The sequence below is a fragment of the Spirosoma pomorum genome (assembly GCF_054776615.1).
Window position 1 is genome coordinate 34841 of record NZ_BAAHBP010000031.1, and the last position, 21662, is coordinate 56502.

Sequence of the window (21662 nt, forward strand, 5' to 3'; positions counted from 1 at the left end):
ATTAAGGCACTATCAGTTCATTGCGGGATGCCAGCAGCGAAGGCAGTTCGGCCAGTGAACCAAGCAGCTGATCGTGTGGGTACGTGTCGAGTTGATCGGCGCGGTGAGTGCCGTTCGTCACGCCCAGATTTAGCGCCACCCCGGCCGCCCGCCCCGACAACAGATCCGAAGGGGTATCGCCGATATTTACCACCGTTTTAGGATTTACCACATCCAGCAAAGTCATGGCCCGCTCGATCATGAGTGGATACGGCCGCCCCCGCTCCACCTCGTCGCTGGCAATCGAAGCCTGAATCAGGCTGTCCGGTCGACCAATTCGCCGACCATCCAGACCAGACAGCCACCCTAATTTTTCCAGGATAATATCCGTCACAACCCGGTAGAAGCCTGTCGTCAGTGCGATAGCAATCCCCTGTTCGTTCAGGTACGCAAACGTTTCTAGGCAGCCTTCGGTGGGCGTAGCCCCGTTGGTACGGTAATGATTCTCTAATACCTCTTTGAATACGGCGTAGGACTCATCCACAAGGGCGGTTATATCAGCACTGGTTTCTCCCAGCTGTTCTTTCCAGAGCGTTTCGAATACGTAACGTTTGGCCAGTCCCTGCATGGCTAGAATTCGTTCGTCGGAAACGGACAGACCCGTCTGAGCGGCTGCCCGCGCAAAACACCGTTCGACCTCATGGTGGTCGGTTACGGTTGTACCGGCCATGTCGAAAACAACTAATTTAATGGGTTGCATAGCTCCAGAAATCAAGCGAAAAGTTCTGTAAAGCAACAGAAAGTTTCGATTGCCCTGCCAACCCGCGTATTAAGAAATAAAAAAGAAACGTCGGGCGGTTATTCCGTTACTCATCCGTCGTGCGAAACGATAGCGTGAACAGCGTGCCGGGGCTTGTTTCCGGACTGGTCTCGGCCAGTGAGCCAACCGGCGCAACCGTCCAGGCAGCACTGAACTGGCAGGTCCCTCTCAATTGGGCGACCAGCGACCGGATTAGCAACATTCCAAACGATTTTGGCGAGCGAGCCGATTGATTTTCCGTTACCGTAATTGCCAGCGACTCGTCCAGGCCGGGGCCATTATCCATGAACCGAAGTTTAATCAGGTCCTGTTTCAGGTGGCAGTCAATCCGTAGCATGGGCTGCATTTGCCCCGGAAACGCATATTTGCAGGCATTGGTAATCAACTCATTCAGAATCAACCCCAGCGGGGTAGCCTTATCGGCCGACAGGTAGTTAGCCTCTACATTTAGTTTTACGTGCACGTGGCTGCAGTCGAACGTTTCCAGAACGCCATCGGTCAGGTCCTGGATAAACTCTCTCAGGTTAACCGCGACCAGCTTATCGCTTTCGTACAAACGCCGGTGCACGAAGGCCATCGAATCGATCCGCAAGCGACTTTCTTCCACGGCTTTGCGGGCCACTTCGTTTGTCAGCCGACGCGCCTGCATCGTCAGTAAACTCGATACCACCTGCAGGTTATTCTTAACGCGGTGGTTCTGCTCCCGGACCAGTTCGGCATTGTGGAGACTTGTGCGTTTGTTGATACGGTACAGACGAAACAGAATAATACTGGCCCCAATGGCGACTATCAGCAGTAACGAGATCAGCACGGTAGACAAGCGCTGGGCTTTTAAGTATTCCAGTTCGATCTGCTGAGCGGACAGTTGCGCTTCCTTCTTGTGGGTTTCGTACAATACGCTCATTCGAGCCACCGTGCCGTCGTAATCCGAGGTCAGTTGTTTACGTTCCAGCCGGTTGTAGTTTTCCAGGTGCGTAAACGCTTTCTGCCACTGGCCCGTTGCCCGGTAATAATTCACGTACTGCTGCTCGAACCCCATCTGAATATCGATCTCATCGACGTTGTTGGACGCATATACGTTTTCGGCCTGTTTAAGCGTCTGGTAGGCTAAGGGAGCCTGATCAAATCGCAGGTACCCTTCGGCCAGATGCAGTAATGCACTGGTGGTCATACGAGCCCTGTGCATCAGTTCAAATTGATGCAGCGCCTGTTTCAGATACGTAATAGCCAGCGGGTTGCCCAGGTGCGTGAAGTAAATCCCTAGCTTGAGGCCAGCTTCAGCATTTCCCAGGGTGTCGTTAAGCTGGCGGTACAGACGTTCCTGCTGGCGGTAGAAAAACAAAATACTATCGGCTACCGCGTTTTTTGTCCCATCCCACCGCAGACTATACACCTGCGCCATTCCCCCGTATGCTAGCGCCAGGGTTTTAGGCTTGCCAACCCGACGAGCAACGGCCAATGCCTGTCGAGCGTACTGAGTTGCTGGCTGGAGGTGATCCATACGACCTTCGTTTTCGCTCAGTCGAATGTAGAGCCGGCTCAGATGGTCGGAGTCTCCCCGCGGTTCCAGGAGTTGTAACGATTTCAGGAAGTAGCTCTGCGAGGCTCGATAATCGCCCGCGAACGAGTGAGTCTTACCGTACAGATACCAGGCTTCGGCGAGTTGCAGTGCGTCATTACTCTGGCGAGCCGCCCGTTCCGCTTCCTGGGCGTGCTTCAAACGCTCGGGCTGCAATTTGAGGTGAGCAATAGGCTGCGCCCATCCTTCAGCCGCTAAACAGAGCCAGCATAGCAATAAACAGCAGCCAAGGGGGAATCGAGGAATCATGGTATGACAGCCAGGCCTACACTGCCGTGCTTCACACCAAATATAGGTAAAAGCCGAGTTACTTTTTCTCCTCGAGCACAACCCAGCGATTTACCGTATTGTGCTGCCCCTCCAGCACAACTTTATAGAGCGATGACGGATATTTTGCGACATCGATCACGGCATGTTTCTGGGCCAGCGGCACCTCGGCCATCAATCTGTACTCATCGTTACCACCTGATTCAAAGAGGTTTGTTGTGGTTACCCATATTTTCAGCGTTCCGCTGGGCTCCAGCGCCTGCCAGCTTACACTAAGCTGGTTTTGGAAGTAGTTTGCCTGGGCATCGGCGACGGATACGGGGCCCGTCAGCGGAATGCCATCCACCTCCCGGCTGATATCAGCCGGGATCGTTACGTTCAGAAAACGGGCCAGCGTCGGCATGATGTCAACAACACCGGGCTGGTTATAACGAGCGTAGGCGTTCTGTTCGGCCTGGTTACTGACCAGCCAGGTCGTTCGCTGCCGGGTCGATTGCCCGCCGTGGTTTTTCCCGTTCTGCTCGTCGCGGCCGTGGTCAGTCGTGATGACCAGCAGCCATTCTTCACCCCGCTTTTGCCGCTCCTGAACAGCTTTCCAGAGCCGCCCCATCTGGGCGTCCATCGCTTCGACAGCCGCGCGATAAGGTTCACTGTCGCCGTGCCGATGACCCATGTCGTCCGTGTATTCCAGGTATACCCACGACAAATCCGGCGCTTGTTTTTTCAGGCAATCGACGGCTTTGTCCACTACGTGCTCATCAATCCGGCTCATGTACCGCTTTTCCTGGTCGTGCGGAAACTGTACCGTATCCAGTTCGTAGCCGTCGAAGGCGTAGTCGACCTGCACATTGTTCGTCTGCGGGAGACCCGTACCGATCAGCTTGGTCCGGTTATCGAGCCAGCTGGAGAAGATGGAGGTCTTCCGGTCAGGGTACTGGTTTTTGAACAGGCGAAAAATAGTTGGGTAGTGATAGTTGGGCGCTTTGATACTGTTGTCCCAGACGTTGTGCTTGTTTACCCAGGTGCCCGTCAGTAAGCTGTTGTAACCCACCGCCGAGATGGTTGGCGTCTGCGAATACGTTCCCTTATCCCCACCCACGTGTGCCCGCGTGTACGTACCCGCTTTGGCAATGGCCCGCAGGTTGGGCACTTTGGCCGACTCGATCACATCGGCAGGAATCCCGTCGACAATGACGAAAACAGCTTTCCGACGGGACTTCTGCGCCAGCAGGGGCGAGCTGATCAGTACTTGTACTAGGGCTAGCCCAACAATCAACACAGACAATTTCATGCGTGTATAGCTTATACGTTTGAGTCTCCTAATCAAGCAAGCAGCCGGAATGGAGCCGTCAAAATGCGTTCTCCCGTCTGTTGATCAGACGGTCAATAGTCAATTAAAGCGCAATTTAACCGGTGGAATCTCCCATCAACTACCAGTACGTATCAACAATTCATTATCGTCAAGCCAGTGGCTTAACAGTAACGTAAAGAAATTACCGGCACACTCTCTTTCTTATTCAGCCGTTTCCCGGAGTTTCAGAATCAACGCCGTTTTCAGGTCATGCAGGCCTTTTTCGAGCCCGACCGGATAGGTATGCGGGTTGACAAATCGTTTGACGCCGGGGTGCAGACTGGCAAGCTGCGCCTGTACCCGCGACCGGGTTGCGTGAATATTCGGCGCGTCGTACACCTGCTGACCAGCCCGGAAGACTGGCACCAGCAAATCCTCGTACGTATCGTTATTCCCAAAACGCCGACGCTTGGTGAAGTCCAGCGGGTCAATCATGACCGAATCAGTTGACTCAGGCAGTCCGCCCTGGCTCTCGTCGAAAATCATATCGGCCAGGAATCCCCGCTCGTCAAGGAACCGGCGTACCTGCTGAATCCCAGGCGTTGAGGTCTTAATGGCCTGTTCCGACAGTTTCATCTTATACTGCCAGGCATCCGTTTCCGTGTCGCGCAGAGCTGACAGTTTATACACGCCCCCCAGTGCAGGCTGATCGTAGGCCGTTACGAGCTTTGTTCCCACCCCCCAGATGGTAATCTGAGCGCCCTGCTGTTTCAGACTGGTGATGATGGTTTCGTCCAGATCATTGCTGGCCACGATGGCCGTTTCCGAAAAACCCGCTTCGTCCAGCAGCTTCCGCGCTTCGATGCTTAGGTAAGCTAAGTCGCCGGAGTCCAGTCGAATGGCGCTCAGCGTATGACCCTGCTCCCGCAGTTGCCGACCTGCTTCAATCGCGTTGCGGACGCCCTGTAGCGTGTCGTACGTATCAACCAGCAACGTTACGTTGTTAGGAAGCACCTGGGCGTAGGTCTCAAAAGCTGTTAGCTCATTATCAAACGACATCACCCAGCTATGGGCGTGCGTACCTTTCACCGGAATGTCATACAGCTTCCCGGCCAGCACGTTTGACGTAGCGTCGCAGCCGCCGATATAAGCCGCGCGCGACGCGGTCATCCCACCATCCACGCCCTGCGCCCGGCGCAAACCGAACTCCAGCAACGTATCGTTGCCCGCCGATAGCCGCAGCCGGGCCGCCTTAGTCGCAATCAGCGACTCGAAATTAACCAGGTTCAGCAAGGGCGTTTCCAGCAGCTGGCATTGTAGAATCGGGCCACGCACGCGCACCAGCGGCTCGTTCGGGAACACGATGGTACCCTCCGGAACAGCGTCAATATCAACGGTAAGTTTTAGATCGGCCAGGTATTCCAAAAAGGCTTCGTCAAACAGCGGCAGACCGTCGTTTCCCGTCAGTGTCCGCAGATAGCGCAAATCCTTTTTAGACATGCCGAAATTATTGATGTAGCCAATAACATTGGTCAGTCCACAGGCAATGGTAAAGCCCCCGTCGAAGGGGTTCCGGCGGAAGTACAGATTAAAGACCGCTTCCTTTTCGGTGATACTGGCGTTGAGCTGTCCTGATTTCCAGTAGCCATAGGCCATTGTTACCTGATAGAGATCCGTAAATAGACTGAGCGACGTATCATAGAGCTTATTTGTCATGCCGCTAATGTACAGCCGGAGACCGTTCGACAAAATTTTTTCACCCGTAAACAAATAAGGCCGAAATTTGGTCTGATAATTGCGCAGGCCAGTTTCACAACCTGTACCTGCCGCTCAACGCAACCCATAGCCTAGGCAGCCGACCGTATCAACATGCAAAAGTTAAGCCTTTCCCAGTCCCTTCAGCAGAAGCTATCTCCGCAGCAGATCCAGTTTATCAAGCTGTTGCAGATTCCTACGGCCGAACTGGACACCCGTATTGAAGAAGAACTGGAGGTCAATCCGGCGCTGGAAGAGGGAATGGACGAGGAGTACGACCAGAAAGATGAGGATTCGTTCGACGATGAGTACGACGATGACTACAACGACCGGAACAATGATCTGGACATCGATTCCTACCTCCAGAACGAAGATTATGCGGGCTATAAAATGCAGGGAGACGGCAACTACGCGGAGGAAGAACGCGACATGCCACTGGCTACCAGTTCCAGCCTGACAGATTCTCTTCTACAGCAGTTTGGCTACCTGCAACTTACCGACGAACAGCGGACTATCGGTTTACAGCTCATTGGCAGCATCGAAGCCGATGGGTACATCCGCCGGTCGTTACAAGCCATCGTCAACGATCTGGCCTTCTCGCAGAATATCTTTACCGACACGGAAGAGATTGAAGAGGTACTACATAAGATTCAGACTTTCGACCCACCGGGTATTGCCGCTCGTACGCTACAGGAATGCCTGGTGCTGCAACTCAAACGGAAAGATCCGGCGGAGCCCTGCAACGCTCTGGCCATTCGTATCATCGACGACTTTTTCGATGAGTTCTCGAAAAAGCACTTCGACAAAATCCAGCGTCGGTTGGGCATCAGCGATGCGACACTAAAAAAAGTGATCGACATCATCATCAAGCTGAACCCCAAACCAGGATCGGTCGAAGGCGACTCAGGGTCGGCGCAGTACCTGATTCCAGATTTTATTCTAACCAACAATAACGGTAAACTCGAACTGACGCTCAATTCGAAAAACGCACCCGAACTGCGGATCAGCCGATCGTTTGCTGACATGCTCGACACCTACGACAAGAGCAGCAAGCAGAACAAGTCGCTGAAAGAAACGGTCACCTTCGTGAAGCAGAAGCTTGACGCGGCCAAATGGTTTATCGACGCTATCAAGCAGCGCCAGCAGACCCTGCTCAAAACGATGAACGCCATCGTTCGTTTCCAGTACGACTTTTTCCTGACGGGCGACGAGTCCAAACTCCGCCCCATGATCCTGAAGGATATTGCGAGCATGATCGACATGGACGTATCGACGGTGTCACGGGTGGCGAACAGCAAGGCTGTACAGACCGAGTTTGGCATCTACCCGCTCAAGTACTTCTTCTCCGAAGGGATTTCGACCGAATCGGGCGAGGATGTCAGCAGCCGCGAGGTGAAAAATATCCTGAAAGAACTGATCGACAACGAGCCGAAAATGAACCCATTATCGGACGATAAGCTCGAAAAAATCCTGAACGACCGGGGCTACAACATTGCCCGCCGGACCGTCGCCAAGTACCGCGAACAGCTCAATATCCCGGTAGCCCGCCTGCGGAAACAGTTGTAATTAATTACGAGTTGTCAAAAGAATCTCCGCCGATTGTGTTCAATGACCAATCGGCGGTACCTTTGTTGTTTGTAACTGGATTCCTTTGGCTACTCGATTTGCCTACTTTCTATCGGCCATCCTGCACCCGCTGCTGATGCCGACGCTGTTATTCGGCATTTTACTGCTGCAAACGCCGACTGTTATCGGACTTGATGTCTTTTCGGTTTCGCTACGGGCCAGCCTGCTGGTGTTGCTGTTCATCGGGACATTCGCGGCTCCCTCGCTTCTCATTTATTACCTGTTCCAGAGCGGCTACATCCGAAATCTTTACCTCGATCAGCTGGCTGACCGGCGCATCCCTTATTTCCTGACGGCCCTGATTTATACGTTCGTTGGCTACCTATTTGCCTATCGAATGCAGATCGTCTCGACACTCTCGCCCGAAATCCCGATCCTGCTTGGCAGCATCACCGTATCTATTCTTCTTGTGGGTTTGATTAGTCTCTACTGGCAGATTAGCGCGCACGGTGTGGGCATTGGGGGCGTGCTGGGCAGTATTGCCGCCCTAGCGCTCAAGTTCAGTCTGCCCGAACTGTTTCTACCGACGATCATTCTGGTCATTCTGGCTGGACTGGTCGCCAGTGCCCGGCTCAGACTTAATGCTCATACCCCCGCTGAAGTCGGGGCTGGACTCTCTCTCGGTCTTGTTGTCAGTGTAGCCGCCGTGTTGTTACTGGTGTAAATGGTTTACGTTCATGCTTATTTGGGTTACGAAGTCATTATGACTAGGGCAGATCTTGCTGTTTATATTCCCGTGGCAAGATCAATTTCTCCTGATGGCTGCGTCCTAATCTGAATGACAAAAAAGTTAGCTTTGCCATAAAGCTTTTAGTCCTATCCCTCATGCACGAACACCTGCTTTATTCCTGTCTGGATGGCGTTTGCCGGATAACGCTCAACCGTCCACACGTATACAATGCCCTCAGCCCCGCCCTACTCCGGGAACTGAAGACAGCTTTCGACAACGCCGGGGCTGATTCTACCGTTCGGGTAGTGGTACTGACAGGCGCGGGCGACAAAGCATTCTGTTCGGGAGCCGACCTGAAAGAAGCCGCTCCTACTGATGGGCAGATCAATTTGGGCGATACGTTACGTACGACCTACAATCCCCTGATCAAAACCATGCGCGACTTGCCCAAGCCAATTATTGGGCGGGTGAATGGTATAGCGGCTGGCGCTGGTTCGTCGCTGGCACTGGCCTGCGATCTGGTGATCTGCGCCGACAGTGCGTATTTCAGCCAGATCTTCGTCAACATTGGCCTCATGCCCGACGCGGGCGCTACGTTTTTCCTGCCGCGTCTGGTGGGGCCACAGCGGGCGTTTGAACTAAGTAGCACCGGACGCCGGGTCTATGGCCCAGAAGCCGCCCGCATTGGCCTGGTGAACCGATCAGTACCGGCGGGAGATCTGAACGAGGTTGTTAATGAAACCGTGGCCTATTATGCCTCTACTCCTACCCTTGCCCTTGGCGCTATGAAAAAAAGTTTCAACCAATCGCTCTACTCTACCCTCGACCAGATGCTGGAGCAAGAAGCTGACAATCAGAATAAGTTAGGGTATACAACCGACTTTCAGGAAGGATTACAGGCTTTTTTGGGCAAGCGACCCGCAAATTTTTTAGGCAAATAGGTTGACAAACGTTATTTCTCTGCCTACTTTTGCACTCCCAACAACGGGAAACGCATTCGTAGCTCAATTGGATAGAGCACCTGACTACGGATCAGGAGGTTTGGGGTTCGAATCCCTACGAGTGCACTGAAACTAGGTAATTAGGCCCAAAAACCCGCTTTTCAGCGGGTTTTTTGCGTATTCCCTCCTACTCTATTTACTATCAGGATCGTATAACGGGGTTGTTATTGGGGTGTACTCCCAAAACAGCGGGGTGTACCTACCTCCTAGTAAATTATATACACTATCCATTTCTGTATTTACATACATAAAGTTGTTTAAGTTTTCATCTATACCACTTAAACAACCGATTATTATGCAGCGTCAAAAATGCGTGTGCTTTTTCTGCTGAAGAAAAACCGAAAAAACCCCGAAGCCCAGGCCACAATATACTGTCGGGTAAAACTCAACGGCGTCCACGCCAACGATTTCAGCACCTTCATTCAGGTCATGCCTCCAGACTGGGATTCCGGCAAACAGCGGATAAAGGGCAAATCACTCCAGGTTAGTGATAACAATCTCAAATTGGACCAGATCAAATCCGATTTAACCAGGTTGTTTTTGCAGTTTCAAAGCCGAGAGGAACCCATTGCCGCCAACCAATTAGTTAAACTTTACACAGGCAAACAGCAGCAATTTTACACGTTTTATGAGCTGGTAGACGAGTTCGAAAAACACGTCCTGGCCACGTACAAAAACAAGGGCACTCGAAAAAACTACAACACCCGGATTCAGAACATCCGTTTATTCCTGGAAGAAAACGGATACAAAACGCTCGACTCTCAGCTGTTCAACCTGGGCAAAGCCGATGAATTTGTACGCTGGTGTAAGTCCCGTGGGCTCGATCACCAGTACATCATTCGCCACACGCAGATTCTAAAAAACATTACAGAGTCCGCGGTACGTAGCGAAATTCACAAAGTTGACAAGCTGGCCACCTTTGTACTGAAAAAGAAAGAGCGGATCAATACCGAGCATTTAACGACGCTAGAACTACGCCAAATCGATACGTTTGATTGGCGACCCGAAATGCGCCGAATTGTGGATCTGTTTCTTTTCAGTTGTTACACGGGCCTGCACTACGAGGATGCCCAAACATTGACGCCCAACGAAGTACGAACGGGTATCGATGGACGGCTATGGCTGTTCAAGCCACGGGGCAAATATGCCGACTCGCAATTCTTCACCCATGAATCTGTTCAGATCGTCCCGCTCAGCGATAATGCCCTGGCGTTGATCGACAAGTACGGCGGTATCGAGAAGCTACCTAAGATCAGTAATTCAGGCTATAATGACTGGCTAAAACAGATTCAGCACATGGCTGGCATCCAGGTAAAGCTAACGGTCAGAATAGCCCGAAAAACGTTTACGGATATGCTGCTCAACGATATGTGCGTTTCAGAGGAATCTGTAGCGGCTATGCTTGGCCACAACTCCACGAAACACGTTAAGCATTACGCCAGGGTAGGCGAAAAACGAATCTCGAAAGAAGTTAAATGGCAGTAATTTTGTAGGTGAGGGGGATAGCCCCCTCACCTATTTCAAAACCAACAAGTCAAAGAACAAACCAAATAATCGTCGGTCGCAGGATCTACGTCCGATGGATATTAACAAACAAAATTTTGTCAGTCCGGCATAACGGCCAGGTCCGGCACAAATAGGACATCTACCTTAGTCGAATCCGGATCAACGACCTGGCTGGTTTGGTAGGGCAACGCTGGCAGCTTTTCCGGTGTGGTGACTGACCGTTGATACTTGATCTGCTGGTAACGCTTCAGCTGACGAGCTAGGTTTGTTATTAGCGCTTCCCGCTTCTTACCTTCTTCGACACTCATTTGCGCAGTTAGCCCGTTCGACTGGGCCACAATTAGCACCTGGGCAACCAGGTCAATCAACGTATCTTGTTTCGCGCTCTGCTGCTCATTAATCGCCCGCAGGCGGGCGTTTTCCTTCCGGGCGGCCATTGCTTCACGGGCCGCTGTTGCGTCAGTTGCAATAACCTGCTGTTGGCCCTGTTTAACATCATCGATACCCGACGATAACAGACCCAGCGAAAACAAACCCGCAATCAGTAGTCCACCGGCGTGGGGAGCAAGCCGCCAATAATCCCGCTCGGGAGTTAGTTGCTGCTCGATGGCTTCCTGCACGATTCCCGGCCATTTACTGACCGAATACCCCGCCCCAATGGCCAGCGTTAAGAAGATCCACGGCTCGATTAGATCTTGTACACTGGTCTTACTTTCGGGTGCATTAGTCACCAGCGCAGCCAGGTAGGCCGATAGGCTTAATACTACCCCCCACTCCAGTACACGGTACGGCCAGCTTTTTGAGGGTCGCAGCATATTGAACCCCTTGATCAGATAAAACAAAAAGGCACCCACGGTACTAACGTGTAGCCAGTGTAGCCAGGTCAGGGCCAGCAAATGCTGACCACTCGCCAGGAGGTTAAGAGCTAATAGATTCTTCATCTTTCGGTTGTAGTTTGTTAGCGATAAAACTAGGTAAGAGCGCCATCACAATGGCCGGGATAAACTTGGGATTGCCCCCCACGTATTCAAAGATTTTCACGATCAGCGCCAGGATAAACGAGAAGAACATGGCCAGCACAAACCGAATCGCTTCCTGTAGATTCGGGAAGGTATATTGGGCAGTGGGCGGGCCGATGTAGCGCGAAAAAAAATAACCTGCCAGTAGCCAGCTCGCCCGGTCCCCCCAATCGGCGTTTCGTTTAAAAACTAAACAACCAACGACCGTCCCCCAAAATGACGCCAGGTTATAGACGAAATCCAGGTTAGCCAGGGCGGCTTGATAGAGGTCAATAAGCGCAGTAATAAATTCCATGAAAAGAACTTTAAACGTTTGTCAATCTGTGCGTTTAGATGTATTTTTATACTGTAGTCCAGCCGTCAGTAATTCAGCGCTCGTTCAAGTTCGCTTTCTTCGGATTCCCGTTTTTTGCGTACTTCCGGAACGGCTTCACTAGCTTCTTTTCGCCGGGATTTACTGAACCAGGGTCTAGGTTCTGCCAGCTTTTGTAGCTTCTCCTGGGCGTATAGACTCGACTCGCGGGCTCGATGTAAGCGGGCGTCCGACTTCTCCAGGGCAGTCTGCTGAATAGCGACGACAGTTTTCATACTATCTACCTGACTCATGGCCAGATTTGCCCGTTTTACCGTCTTTGTTGTCGCCGTCAAGATCGCCGTATCGGATACGGCAATGCGCAGCGTATCCCGTAGGTAGATAGGTGATAGGGTTTTGTTATTCACCAGCTCACGCATAAGAGCGACCTGTTTAGCCTGGTAAGACAGTCGATCTACCTGCTGATCTGAAATAGCTACCTGCCCGTAAAACTTGGTTTCCCAATCAGCCGCCAACCTGGTGGCCTTTTCGATCTGGCTTTTCTGAGACAGGATAATACTTACCTGCCCTAGCGAATCGCCCCGCCATCGTACCCGGTCTTGCCCGTTTCGGATTGAGTCAGCTACCAGTTTATCCGTGCGGCCATTCCAGAACTGCTTACGAGAGCACTGGTGAATACCCAGACCGCTGGCCACGATTAGCAGCACTCCCAGAACAACAGGAAGTAGTATCGCTTTCAGGTTAAGCCCTTTTTTGACGACGGCGGCAACGAGTTGCGTTTCGGGATTCATGGAGAAGAGAAGTAAGCTCACCAGCTGAAGCAGTACTCCAGCTGGTGAGCGACTAGATAAGCGGATTTTGTTAGCCCTGACGGGTCCACAGCGTTGGCCCCCAGCCCGTTGCGCGGGCGGTCAGCTCCCTGCCGTTGATGGGCGATATAAAGCGCACCATAGACGTGTCTTGCCGCTTTAGGTGGGGCACGTAAACGGAATACAATTCTAGCTTCTCGGAAGGCCGGTAAACGCCCTGCACCAAGGGAATTGGACTCGCCGGCTGTCCAGCTGCGTTACGGCCATTACGTAGCAGTAACTGACTGGCATCCCCCGCAAACCATTCTTTTTTGACCTCGTTCCAGATCTTAATGGTATCCCACAAATTGATTGTATCGGGACCAAACGCCCGGTGCTGATTGACCTCGTCCAGCGCCCGCTGCAAGCCCTCACGGGCCGTCTGGTGTACCGTTGGGTTCGTATGCTCCGATACGCCTGCCGGAAGATCCTGCCGACGTGCCGAGCCCCACAGATAGGCACCCTGCAAGTTCATACGGGCATTATAGATGATGCTGTTACAGACCTCCGGGTGTAGCGGCACCTTGCAAGGCAAAAACGGCGGTTGATTCTCCGTCCAGCCTAGCCAGTTGCCCGGTATCTCCTGGCCATCGACAAAATAGCAGTTCTCGTAGTTGGACTCCGTCTGCCAGATCACCGGGTGAACCCAGCCTTTTTTGGTTTCGACGTAATTGGTCAACTGCGCATGAAACGCCTTGTCATAGGGCCGATACAACTCCGGCTGCATCCGATCATGCCAGATTCGAATATCACGCGGCCCCTGGCCCGACAAAACTAGCTCACGATCCTGGGCACTGATATTGACGCCCCATTCGTAATGGTAACAGTGGGACTTGCCCCCCATCGCTTTGAGATTACCCGTTACGTTGTAAACCTGGCCACCGACTTCAATTTTGCCCGCGTTGGCGTACTGGTTAGCATCCATGAACCGGCTGGCGTCGTTGACGTTGCTTGACAGCAAATCACTCAGCGTATAGTCCCCACCAAACGATTTGATGTAGTGCATCGGGGCAATACCCGGACCGTCACCGAAATACGCCTGCATGTTGCTGCTGCGGTTGATGATCTGAATCGATAGGGCCGCGATATTACGCCATTTCTGGTGCAGCGCTTCGTTTAGTAGCCCAATTCCGCCCCGGTTGTAGATGATCTGAGCGCTCTCCAGCTGACTGGAGTGGTAATTAAAAAACGGCCGGTTCTTCTGTTCGTCGGTCCACAGCTGCCAGATATTAGCCGGGTTGGCTCCTTTATACGGCTGCTCTAGTAACCAATGATATTCTATATTAAAGTGGCATTGCTTAATCGTGGGTATCCCATCAATCAGCCCGTTTTCTTCGACCGAGTTCCAGGCGGGCAGGGTTTTGACCAGGCTGTTACCAATCGTTTCTAGCCCGGTTAGCAGCACGTCGGCTACCGCCCGGTACGGGTCCCAGCAAGCGCCCGTCACCTCGAAAAATAAGGCTTCATCTTTTTTAGGCAGCCCCCAGGGTGCCCGCGATCCGCCGTAGTAGAACATCGCGTCCATGAAGTTATTGCCGTGGCGACGTAGCAGATCGGGCGTTTCATTTGGGAAACCCGGCGCGTTTCTCATGCCGATTTCCCCCATCATCATCTGCCAACCATCTTCATACGGAGGATGAATTATCTGCAAGCGATCATACCCGAACGGCACGTCAGAGAGTACCGATGCTGTACGGCTTTCCATTAACCGACCAACCAGTTCCGGATCGTTCAAGGGTGACGGCAGCGGTTCAGGCCGCAACGGCGGTAATGGTGCGGGTGCAACGCCAGCAGCAAGGGCCTGCGCGGTATAATCCACCATATTCGGCCGATCTGATTTCTCCCAGTACTTGGCTTTATCCGGATAGAATTGATCGAAGCGGTAGCCTGGTAGGCCCGGAAACGAAGCCGGTTCGTCCAATCCGTAGTTATCGCTGGATTCACCGGCGATCTTAGCCAGATCCACCGGCGCGAGTAGCTTGATGTCCGGATTCGCCAGCAGGTTTTTAGCCCGTACCAAAAAAGCGTCATTCCCCGATGGCAGCTGCACGGGCTCAATAAGCCAGGGATCGCCCGGCGTGAGCTGCGCCAGTACCAGGTCGTGCCCGGCCCGACTGGCCACCAGTACCCGTAACACCGTTGGCGTTGGCTCCGGTGCGATAATAACCACTGGTGGCGGCCCAGCCGGTCCCGGATCAGCTGCCTGCGCCTTGGCTTCTTCGGTCAGCTGCGCAAATTCGACCAGGTCAACGAACCGCCCCCCGGACGGCCCGTTGACAGGAACAGTGTACTTAGTTGCGTCGGCCATTGCGTTTGCTGGAGCTAACGACCATGTAGATAATGCCCGCAACAACGAGTACAGCTACGCCAATAATTGAATATTTGATGGTAGGCGTCATCGTTGACGGGGTAATCACCGTCGTGGTGCTGGTGCTCGTGCTAGGCGTGGTAGTTAGGCCCGTCTGCGCCGGATTGGTGTTCGCCGGGTTGGTCGTCGTTGGATTCGGATTGGTGTTGGTCGGGTTGGTCGTCGTTGGGTTGGTATTGGTCGGCGTCGTACTACCCAGGTTAGGCCGCTTAATCAGCGTATCCGTGTTGTTGACCAGCACGAACGAGCTACCCGGCTCCGAGGTATCTTCTACGTTCTGCGGTTTATCCGAGAACACATCTGCATCGGATTTATAAGCCCCGAAAACCGTGTTTTTTAGAAACTCCCGAGACAAGGTAAATAACTTACCGAAGCGTCCAGGCGTGGGGTGTGACGGGTTATCTTCCCGTGCTACGGCATAGAGTTCGCCGTTACGAACGCGCGCAAAAATGGGAAATTGCCCCCCGTGATTACCGATCTGATCGCCGTCGGTGTAGCCGTACTTTTGGTTGCCGGTGAAAGCCATGACTTGAAGTAGTTTAGTTGACTACTTCCGCTGGAGCAGAGTCAGGTTAGACCGTGGTAAGCTGGTGGTTATCCAGCCCGTAGCGGGTACAGCCCGCATCGATTAGGTATTGTCTAAGCAGCGCCGGGGAAACGTGCGCGGGCTCCCGTAAAGGTAAATCAATCAGCGCATACTGGCTTAATGTTGCGTAAGTTAATTCAGAACAAAACCAGCCATTGGGGTTCAGCTGAGTAGCGCCCACAACGTGGCCCATTACCAAGCCCGTCCAGTTGTAGGGTTTACCCATTTCACCCAGCAGGAACGCCCATAGGCTTTCCGGTGAGGAAACCGGTACGTCGTACAAATCCCAAATATCCGGACTGGTCAATACTTCCTCCCAGGTTTTGGCCGTCACGCCAGTAGCAGGCCGGGACGATACCGCCAGCGGCCGGGGATAGTTTAGCAGTATTTCGCAGTGAGTCCAGGCCGATTCTGTCCAGAACGTAATCAGTGAATTAGCCAGGTCAGGATCGTTCGGAACGTGTTTAAAAGCAATAAACATACAGTAGCAAAGTTTACGAGTTAGGCACACTAAGTCCGCTTGCATCGACGCGATAATCACCCCGGAAGTAGCGATTTACCCCGTGCTCATCGACGTAGTGCAGACATACATCCGCGCCCTCCAGCTGGTCATAACTGAATACACCAGGCAGCGGAAACGCATCGTAGAAATAGTGCCGCCCGCTTTGAATCCAGCATTGAAACGGCTCCGACTGAACGCCGTTTTTGGTCACCCAGACGGTGAATAGTTTGGGCTTGTTATCCGCACAGGGGAAAGCAAACCACAGCTCTAGCCAGGCCGCCCCGTTTACGTTCAATATCTTGCCATGAGTCAGTGCTTTCTGACTATAGGTATTGCCGTCTGCCCGCAGGTTATTGACGATGGCCAGGTTAAACCAGAGCCACTTAAATTGGGCCGTCTGAATCTGAGCAAACGCGGACCTCCGGTGCAGCGCCCGCACAATACTTTCCATCGTACCATGCGCCTGGTAACTCCAGACACTACTATGATCCGCACCCACCGCCCCCGGTTCGTGGTTAAAATCGACGCCCCAGCAATAAATATGATTCGATAGAAACAGGTTCATCGAGTTGAACATTTCCAGCTGCCAGGCTGGAACCGGGCGGTCGTTCTGAATGGTACCGTCTACGCCCTCGTTAGAGTTGCGGGTAAACGAACCCATCTGCGCGTTCACCAGCGATGGCCGACGCTGCCCGCCGTAAACAGGATACGCCCCCGCTAAGCGGTGGTTCATTAGGTAAAGCCGCGTTGATTGCTCGTAAAGATCCTGCAACGCCCGCTTGGCTTCACCGGGCTCCAGATAAATAACCTGCCCGTACACGGTGGTTTGCCCCAGGGATGAAAACACCGGCTCGCCCTGGCCATCGGTGTAGGCGTTGCCACTTTCGTCGCGGGCCAAGAAATCTTCCAATCCCCAAACAGCCTGAATGTAGGTATCGACCGTGGCCACCCCATTGTACTGATTGAGCGCCTGAACGAGCGTATCTTCGTTATTAAACCAGTCAAACCGATCCTGTAAATACTCCGGGAACCCGTTGACCACATCCGAAAAGCCGATGATACCTACCTGACCGATACCATTCGAATACAGATACGGAATGACCTGTAAACCTTCTTCGGCTGCTGCCTGACATAAACCCAAATAGACCGACCCTACACAGAAACGGTTTAGCTCCCAGGGGTGGGAGTCCTCCATATCGACGCAGATGTAGGTAACGCCCTGGTTGTTGACATCTTGTAGCGACCGCTCTTGATTCCACAGCTGCCGGCCGATTTCCATATACGCAGCCTGATTAGGCGTAAACGTTTTCGAGTGACCCAGCCAAGCCCAGGCGTCAGCGTTGGGGTGCGTCGGATCGCCAGCCGCCAGCGTCCGGGCAATAGCGTGTAGCACCGGGTCACCAATCATATCGTTTTTCTGAGAGCGGGGCAAATGAACGATGCTCTGCGGTGCCCCCTCGCTGCGGAAGTTGGGCAAAGTCACAATAGAGGTAACACCACGGCTAAAATTACTCTCGTTGGCGTAACCGTCGTTGTACCACGGCCCCATAATGTGCAGCTTATTGGCGGGCAAGTTAAATTCGGGAAACCGGCGCAGGTTGGCCACTCCTTTGGCGGTTTGTTCGGGATAAGGATAATCAACCCCAAACGTATAGGGACTATTCTTAACCTCGAACGGGATCACCGGCGCGGACGTAGCGACGTAGGGACGACCTTCGAAGTCAGTGCCTTGCATGGCTCCGTACTCGCCAAAATACCAGTTCGGATTCGCGGTATAGTTACCCCCGCCCTTATCGCCGTCATCGACGCCCGTGGCCGGTGGCACGTAACCACCCCCGCCCGGATTGTCCCAGGTGATAGTCGTTGTAGTGGTACTTGAACTACTTGGACCAAACAGATTGGCCAGAAAGCCAAGGGCCGAGCCTTGTCCCGATGTTGACGGGGTAGTCTTAGGAATCAGTAACCAGTAGATCAACCCGCCCAGGCCCAAAATGGCCAGAGCGACGATAATCCACTTAATCGGCGTCATACGCATAATGAATCGAATAAATGGTTAGGAAAGATTGACGCTGACGGTTAGACCCTCACCGGCTGGGATCACGGTACTGGTTTCGATTTTGATCGTGGTGTTGGTCCGCTCCACCACCGCAAACGTGCCCGCTGAGCCACTGCCGATCTGCACCAGCGAAATGGCACTGGGGACGATGTACAGATTGTGATTGACGGTGAATTGCTTACTTACCCCATCGGTGGCAAAATCGACGGCGCCCTTAAATGACGGTTTATCGTAGGTCCGCCCGATCTCTACCCAGTAACCAACCCGGCGCACCAGCGTGATCGTACCCTCGTAGGGCACATCCGTGTTTTGGTTTTCCTTCAGGCGCAGACTCGCCGGGTTATGTATAAGCGTGAAAGGCGTCGAGCCGTTGAAGATCGTCACGACCTGCCCCACGCTGTAGCCCGACAGGGAACTGACCGAGCCACCAGCGGGCACGTTGGTTTGCACGTACTGGGCGTTCGATACATCAATGGTGTTACCCGCAAAGGTAACCACGTAGCCCGACCGGGTGCTGGTACTGCCCGTTTCCTCGAAGTTATGCGCCTGCCGGTTGTTGAAGTACTCGCTATAGGGCTTGGTGTTATCGACCGGAAAGGAGAACGAACCCACGTCGGTGGTGTTGCCCACGAATAAAACCCGGCGCGTGTTGACGTGCCAGCCACCGGCTGTAGCGTTGGCCGGATCGACGGCGGGAACGCCCTGCCCCTGCGGTTTGGTCGCGTCACCGTAGTACATACTCAGGTTGCCGGGATTCAGCGTCGTATTGCCAATAACGTTGACGTTGGCCGAATCTTCGTCCACCCACACCCCGCCCCGGCTGGGAATAACGGTTGTGTTGTTGGCGATCAGCCCATTGTTGTAATCCGCATCCGGCCAGCCCTTGCCTGCTACCCGGATACCCCACCCCTGTAGGGCGTTGCGCTGACCCGGCCAGGCGATCCGGTTATTTAGAATGGTGTAATTGCTGGAGTTCTCCAGCAGTACCCCTTCTTCACCTGGTTCAAAGAGCTGGTTGTTCTGGATCGACACCCAGTTGGAGCGCCAGATATAGACGTTCTGTTTTTTGGTCGTGGACAGGTAACCGCCCCCCGTCATAAAGAAGGTGTTATTGGCCATCTGCGCCCCGTCCACCCCCCAACCCACTACGTTGCTGATTCGGCACGCTACGTCGTTGCAGTTGGTGATATGCACGTCACCGATACCGAAGGTGCAATCAGCCTGGTACTTGCGCTCGTTATCGACGTACAGCAGGTAGTTGATCAGCTGATCATTGGGTACCACTTTGGTCAAATCCTGCTCGGTGCGGCAGTTATTGATCGTTAGGCGGGCGACGTGCTGCATCTTGTTGAAGCCCCTCACGTACACAGCCGCATCGACGCCCTTGAACGAGCATTTGTTGATGTTGATGCTCTTGGCATTTGATAAGACAATAGCGTGATCCCGCTGGGTTAAATGACTACGATCAAAACGCACGTCGTCCAACTGTATCCAGTATTCAAAAGCTGCATCGGTCAGCGTCGATGAGCCAATTTCCAATCGTCCTTTCAGGGTACCATTGCGCAGGGTGAGCTGCTTTTTGACGGGCACCCGGACTACGTCGAACAGGTAGGTACGGTTGCCAAAGTCTACCACGTCCCCGTCTTTAAGGGAGACAAACAGCAGGTTGATGGCCGCCTGATCATTGGTCACCCCGTCGCCGATAGCTCCGTACCACTGGGGCAGTTTCATGCCCTGGTAGGGCCGTATCCAGTAGCCGCCGTCAGCGGCTCCGAAAACGGTCCCGTTGTCGATGGTCAGATTTGCCGAAGCGGGTCGATAGGCAAAGCTGCCCCCCCGGTTCGGGTCTTGCAGAAACACCGCCGTCATGCCGTTGCGCTCCAGCGAGGAAAGTTTTGCCAAACTCTCGGCCAGCCCGACGCGGGGCAGGGCCTGCATATCCTTTTTGACGGCCTGAAAAGCCAGCGCGATATTTTTCTGTTCTTCGGTCAATCCCGATAAATTATCCATCGATGAAGCGAGTTAGGTGGTCGTGGCCGGTGGGCTAGGTACGTAGTCTTTGTACGCCTTCAGGTAGTCGAACGGGGTCACTGGCATGGGCGTCGGCACGGGCACGTAAACCGGCTGCGTGGTCTGGGCCAGCGTTTGCACCTGGTTCGTTAATGCTTCCAGTTGGCTAGCCTGCGTTGACGTTAAGCCCGCTGCCGTGCCAGGCGTCGCACCAGCGCCCGCCGTGGGAGTCTGCGCCGAGCCGCCCGCCGTCAGTAGCCAGTAGACCAGGCCACCCAGGCCCGCGAGCGCCAGGACGGCCAGAAACCATTTGAGAGGGGTCATAGCTGTTTTCGTTTCTTGTAGCGCACCCAACCAAACAGGCGCACGTAGTTGTACATGAGATTGTATTGCCAACCGGCCATTCCCGTCTGTTTCAAGAGCCGCCGAAACGTATCGTCGGCTAGTTTCCTTGATACGCAGCCTGACTCGTACATCCAATCGTGGGCGATGGCAGGCATAGCGCTTAATCCGCCCACCGGAATGACGATATTGGGCGTCCACCAGGGAATAGAAGCAAAGTCCGATTTGTAGCCTGCCGGAATCAGGATATACTGTCCGTTCGCCAGGAACCAGCTGGGAAAAAGCGTCAGCCAACGATCCTGTTCGGCCTTGCGGATCGGGCAGGCGAACAGGGGAAAACGCTGGCTGACGCTGGGCGTTGGTGTCATACTAGATGCCGGTTCTGGTTTCCAGACTACGAATCATGTACACGACCATTAGCTTTCTGAGCAAATCCGGGTAGCGTTTCTGCTCCGCCGTCAGGGGTACACCCAGTGCCGCAAACCCCTCAATGGGAAAACGCTGGTAAAACAGATTCTCGGGGATGGCCCCCGCTGTGCCCACTGGGACAAAGGCCCCTGTTACCGGGTTGACCCAGCTCCCTTTCGTGCGCTTAGGCTTGAACTGAAACGACTGAAACAGCCGTAGTTTCTGAGTCCGGGCGTCATCACTCAGACTTGCATCACGAGCAATAGCGTCCGTCATCCGCTCCCCTTCGGGCGTGTAGTAGTTGGCCTGCACGAAAATGGTTAATTCCTGTTCGGCGTCCTCGGTCAAGCTGATCAGTTCCAGTTTCCGTTTGTGGGGCACGGCAATCAGCGGATTAGGAGCCGCGTCAGTTTCAATGCCGACGATGCGCCCGGTTAACGTAGCCGTTTTGGATTCGGGCAGCGCTGCACGGGCGGGAATCGTATCACAAACAATATTCTCCCCGATCCGCTGACACGAAATAGCGGATTCGCTGGCAGGCTGAGCAGGTAACGTGACAACTTTCTGTTCAAACTTTAATCCGCCCTGGTTAACGAATGAATAGCTAATTACGGGCGTAACGGTTTGGGCCTGCACGGCCAAACTAAATAGGGTAAGCAGGGCAACAAGGATTGATTTCATGGGTATTGAGATTGATTGAGTTTGATTGATTAGCG

At 53.4% G+C, this 21662-nt stretch carries 19 protein-coding genes and 1 tRNA gene; 5 read left to right on the forward strand and 15 right to left on the reverse strand.

The annotated features are described in order from the left end of the window. Position 1 precedes the first annotated feature (1 nt). From ACYVAD_RS19450 to ACYVAD_RS19465, 4 genes are all read right to left on the reverse strand, one after another. Positions 2-739 carry an HAD family hydrolase gene (locus ACYVAD_RS19450; RefSeq protein WP_461141195.1) on the reverse strand — a complete coding sequence of 246 codons (738 nt, stop codon included), beginning with the start codon at positions 737-739 and terminating at the stop codon, positions 2-4. A 106-nt stretch (positions 740-845) separates the two neighbouring features. Further along, positions 846-2627: a sensor histidine kinase gene (locus tag ACYVAD_RS19455; RefSeq protein WP_461141196.1), complete on the reverse strand. Its 1782-nt coding sequence runs from the start codon at positions 2625-2627 to the stop codon at positions 846-848. A 58-nt stretch (positions 2628-2685) separates the two neighbouring features. After that, on the reverse strand, positions 2686-3936 hold the full coding sequence (locus tag ACYVAD_RS19460) for an alkaline phosphatase family protein (protein ID WP_461141197.1): 1251 nt from the start codon (positions 3934-3936) through the stop codon (positions 2686-2688). A 222-nt stretch (positions 3937-4158) separates the two neighbouring features. After that, positions 4159-5652: a nicotinate phosphoribosyltransferase gene (locus ACYVAD_RS19465; protein WP_461141198.1), complete on the reverse strand. Its 1494-nt coding sequence runs from the start codon at positions 5650-5652 to the stop codon at positions 4159-4161. 153 nt (positions 5653-5805) lie between these two features. Between ACYVAD_RS19465 and rpoN the strand changes: the two genes are divergently transcribed. The 5 genes from rpoN to ACYVAD_RS19490 all read left to right on the forward strand — a co-directional run bounded on the left by rpoN (position 5806) and on the right by ACYVAD_RS19490 (position 10473). Continuing rightward, positions 5806-7257, forward strand: a complete 1452-nt coding sequence (rpoN, locus tag ACYVAD_RS19470) for an RNA polymerase factor sigma-54 (RefSeq protein ID WP_461141199.1) — start codon at positions 5806-5808, stop codon at positions 7255-7257. Positions 7258-7342: 85 nt separating this feature from the next. Next, positions 7343-7981 carry a hypothetical protein gene (locus ACYVAD_RS19475; protein ID WP_461141200.1) on the forward strand — a complete coding sequence of 213 codons (639 nt, stop codon included), beginning with the start codon at positions 7343-7345 and terminating at the stop codon, positions 7979-7981. A gap of 161 nt (positions 7982-8142) precedes the next feature. Further along, positions 8143-8928, forward strand: coding sequence for an enoyl-CoA hydratase/isomerase family protein (locus ACYVAD_RS19480; RefSeq protein ID WP_461141201.1), 786 nt, complete (start codon positions 8143-8145; stop codon positions 8926-8928). Positions 8929-8980: 52 nt separating this feature from the next. Continuing rightward, positions 8981-9054: transfer RNA gene (locus ACYVAD_RS19485), tRNA-Arg, on the forward strand. Between the two features lie 243 nt (positions 9055-9297). Beyond that, positions 9298-10473 carry a site-specific integrase gene (locus ACYVAD_RS19490; protein ID WP_461141202.1) on the forward strand — a complete coding sequence of 392 codons (1176 nt, stop codon included), beginning with the start codon at positions 9298-9300 and terminating at the stop codon, positions 10471-10473. A 119-nt stretch (positions 10474-10592) separates the two neighbouring features. Here the strand turns inward: ACYVAD_RS19490 and ACYVAD_RS19495 are convergent, their stop codons facing one another. From ACYVAD_RS19495 to ACYVAD_RS19545, 11 genes are all read right to left on the reverse strand, one after another. Then, on the reverse strand, positions 10593-11435 hold the full coding sequence (locus ACYVAD_RS19495) for a hypothetical protein (RefSeq protein WP_461141203.1): 843 nt from the start codon (positions 11433-11435) through the stop codon (positions 10593-10595). Continuing rightward, positions 11413-11808, reverse strand: a complete 396-nt coding sequence (locus ACYVAD_RS19500; RefSeq protein WP_461141204.1) for a hypothetical protein — start codon at positions 11806-11808, stop codon at positions 11413-11415. The genes ACYVAD_RS19495 and ACYVAD_RS19500 overlap by 23 nt, the downstream gene beginning before the upstream one ends. A 65-nt stretch (positions 11809-11873) precedes the next feature. After that, positions 11874-12617: a hypothetical protein gene (locus tag ACYVAD_RS19505; protein WP_461141205.1), complete on the reverse strand. Its 744-nt coding sequence runs from the start codon at positions 12615-12617 to the stop codon at positions 11874-11876. Between the two features lie 70 nt (positions 12618-12687). Next, a complete protein-coding gene (locus tag ACYVAD_RS19510; RefSeq protein ID WP_461141206.1) occupies positions 12688-14982 on the reverse strand; it encodes a hypothetical protein in 2295 nt (764 codons plus the stop codon). Then, positions 14966-15568: a hypothetical protein gene (locus ACYVAD_RS19515; protein WP_461141207.1), complete on the reverse strand. Its 603-nt coding sequence runs from the start codon at positions 15566-15568 to the stop codon at positions 14966-14968. Before ACYVAD_RS19515 ends, ACYVAD_RS19510 begins: the two co-directional genes overlap by 17 nt. Before the next feature lie 46 nt (positions 15569-15614). Further along, a complete protein-coding gene (locus tag ACYVAD_RS19520) occupies positions 15615-16109 on the reverse strand; it encodes a hypothetical protein (RefSeq protein ID WP_461141208.1) in 495 nt (164 codons plus the stop codon). A gap of 13 nt (positions 16110-16122) precedes the next feature. After that, complete coding sequence (locus ACYVAD_RS19525; RefSeq protein ID WP_461141209.1) at positions 16123-18159, reverse strand: hypothetical protein; 2037 nt, start codon at positions 18157-18159, stop codon at positions 16123-16125. 24 nt (positions 18160-18183) lie between these two features. Then, positions 18184-20196: a right-handed parallel beta-helix repeat-containing protein gene (locus tag ACYVAD_RS19530; protein ID WP_461141210.1), complete on the reverse strand. Its 2013-nt coding sequence runs from the start codon at positions 20194-20196 to the stop codon at positions 18184-18186. 12 nt (positions 20197-20208) lie between these two features. Further along, entirely contained in the window at positions 20209-20520 is a 312-nt protein-coding gene (locus tag ACYVAD_RS19535) for a hypothetical protein (protein WP_461141211.1), read from the reverse strand. After that, positions 20517-20906, reverse strand: a complete 390-nt coding sequence (locus ACYVAD_RS19540; protein ID WP_461141212.1) for a DUF1353 domain-containing protein — start codon at positions 20904-20906, stop codon at positions 20517-20519. Before ACYVAD_RS19540 ends, ACYVAD_RS19535 begins: the two co-directional genes overlap by 4 nt. Position 20907: 1 nt before the next feature. Beyond that, positions 20908-21627: a hypothetical protein gene (locus tag ACYVAD_RS19545; protein ID WP_461141213.1), complete on the reverse strand. Its 720-nt coding sequence runs from the start codon at positions 21625-21627 to the stop codon at positions 20908-20910. Positions 21628-21662 lie beyond the last annotated feature (35 nt).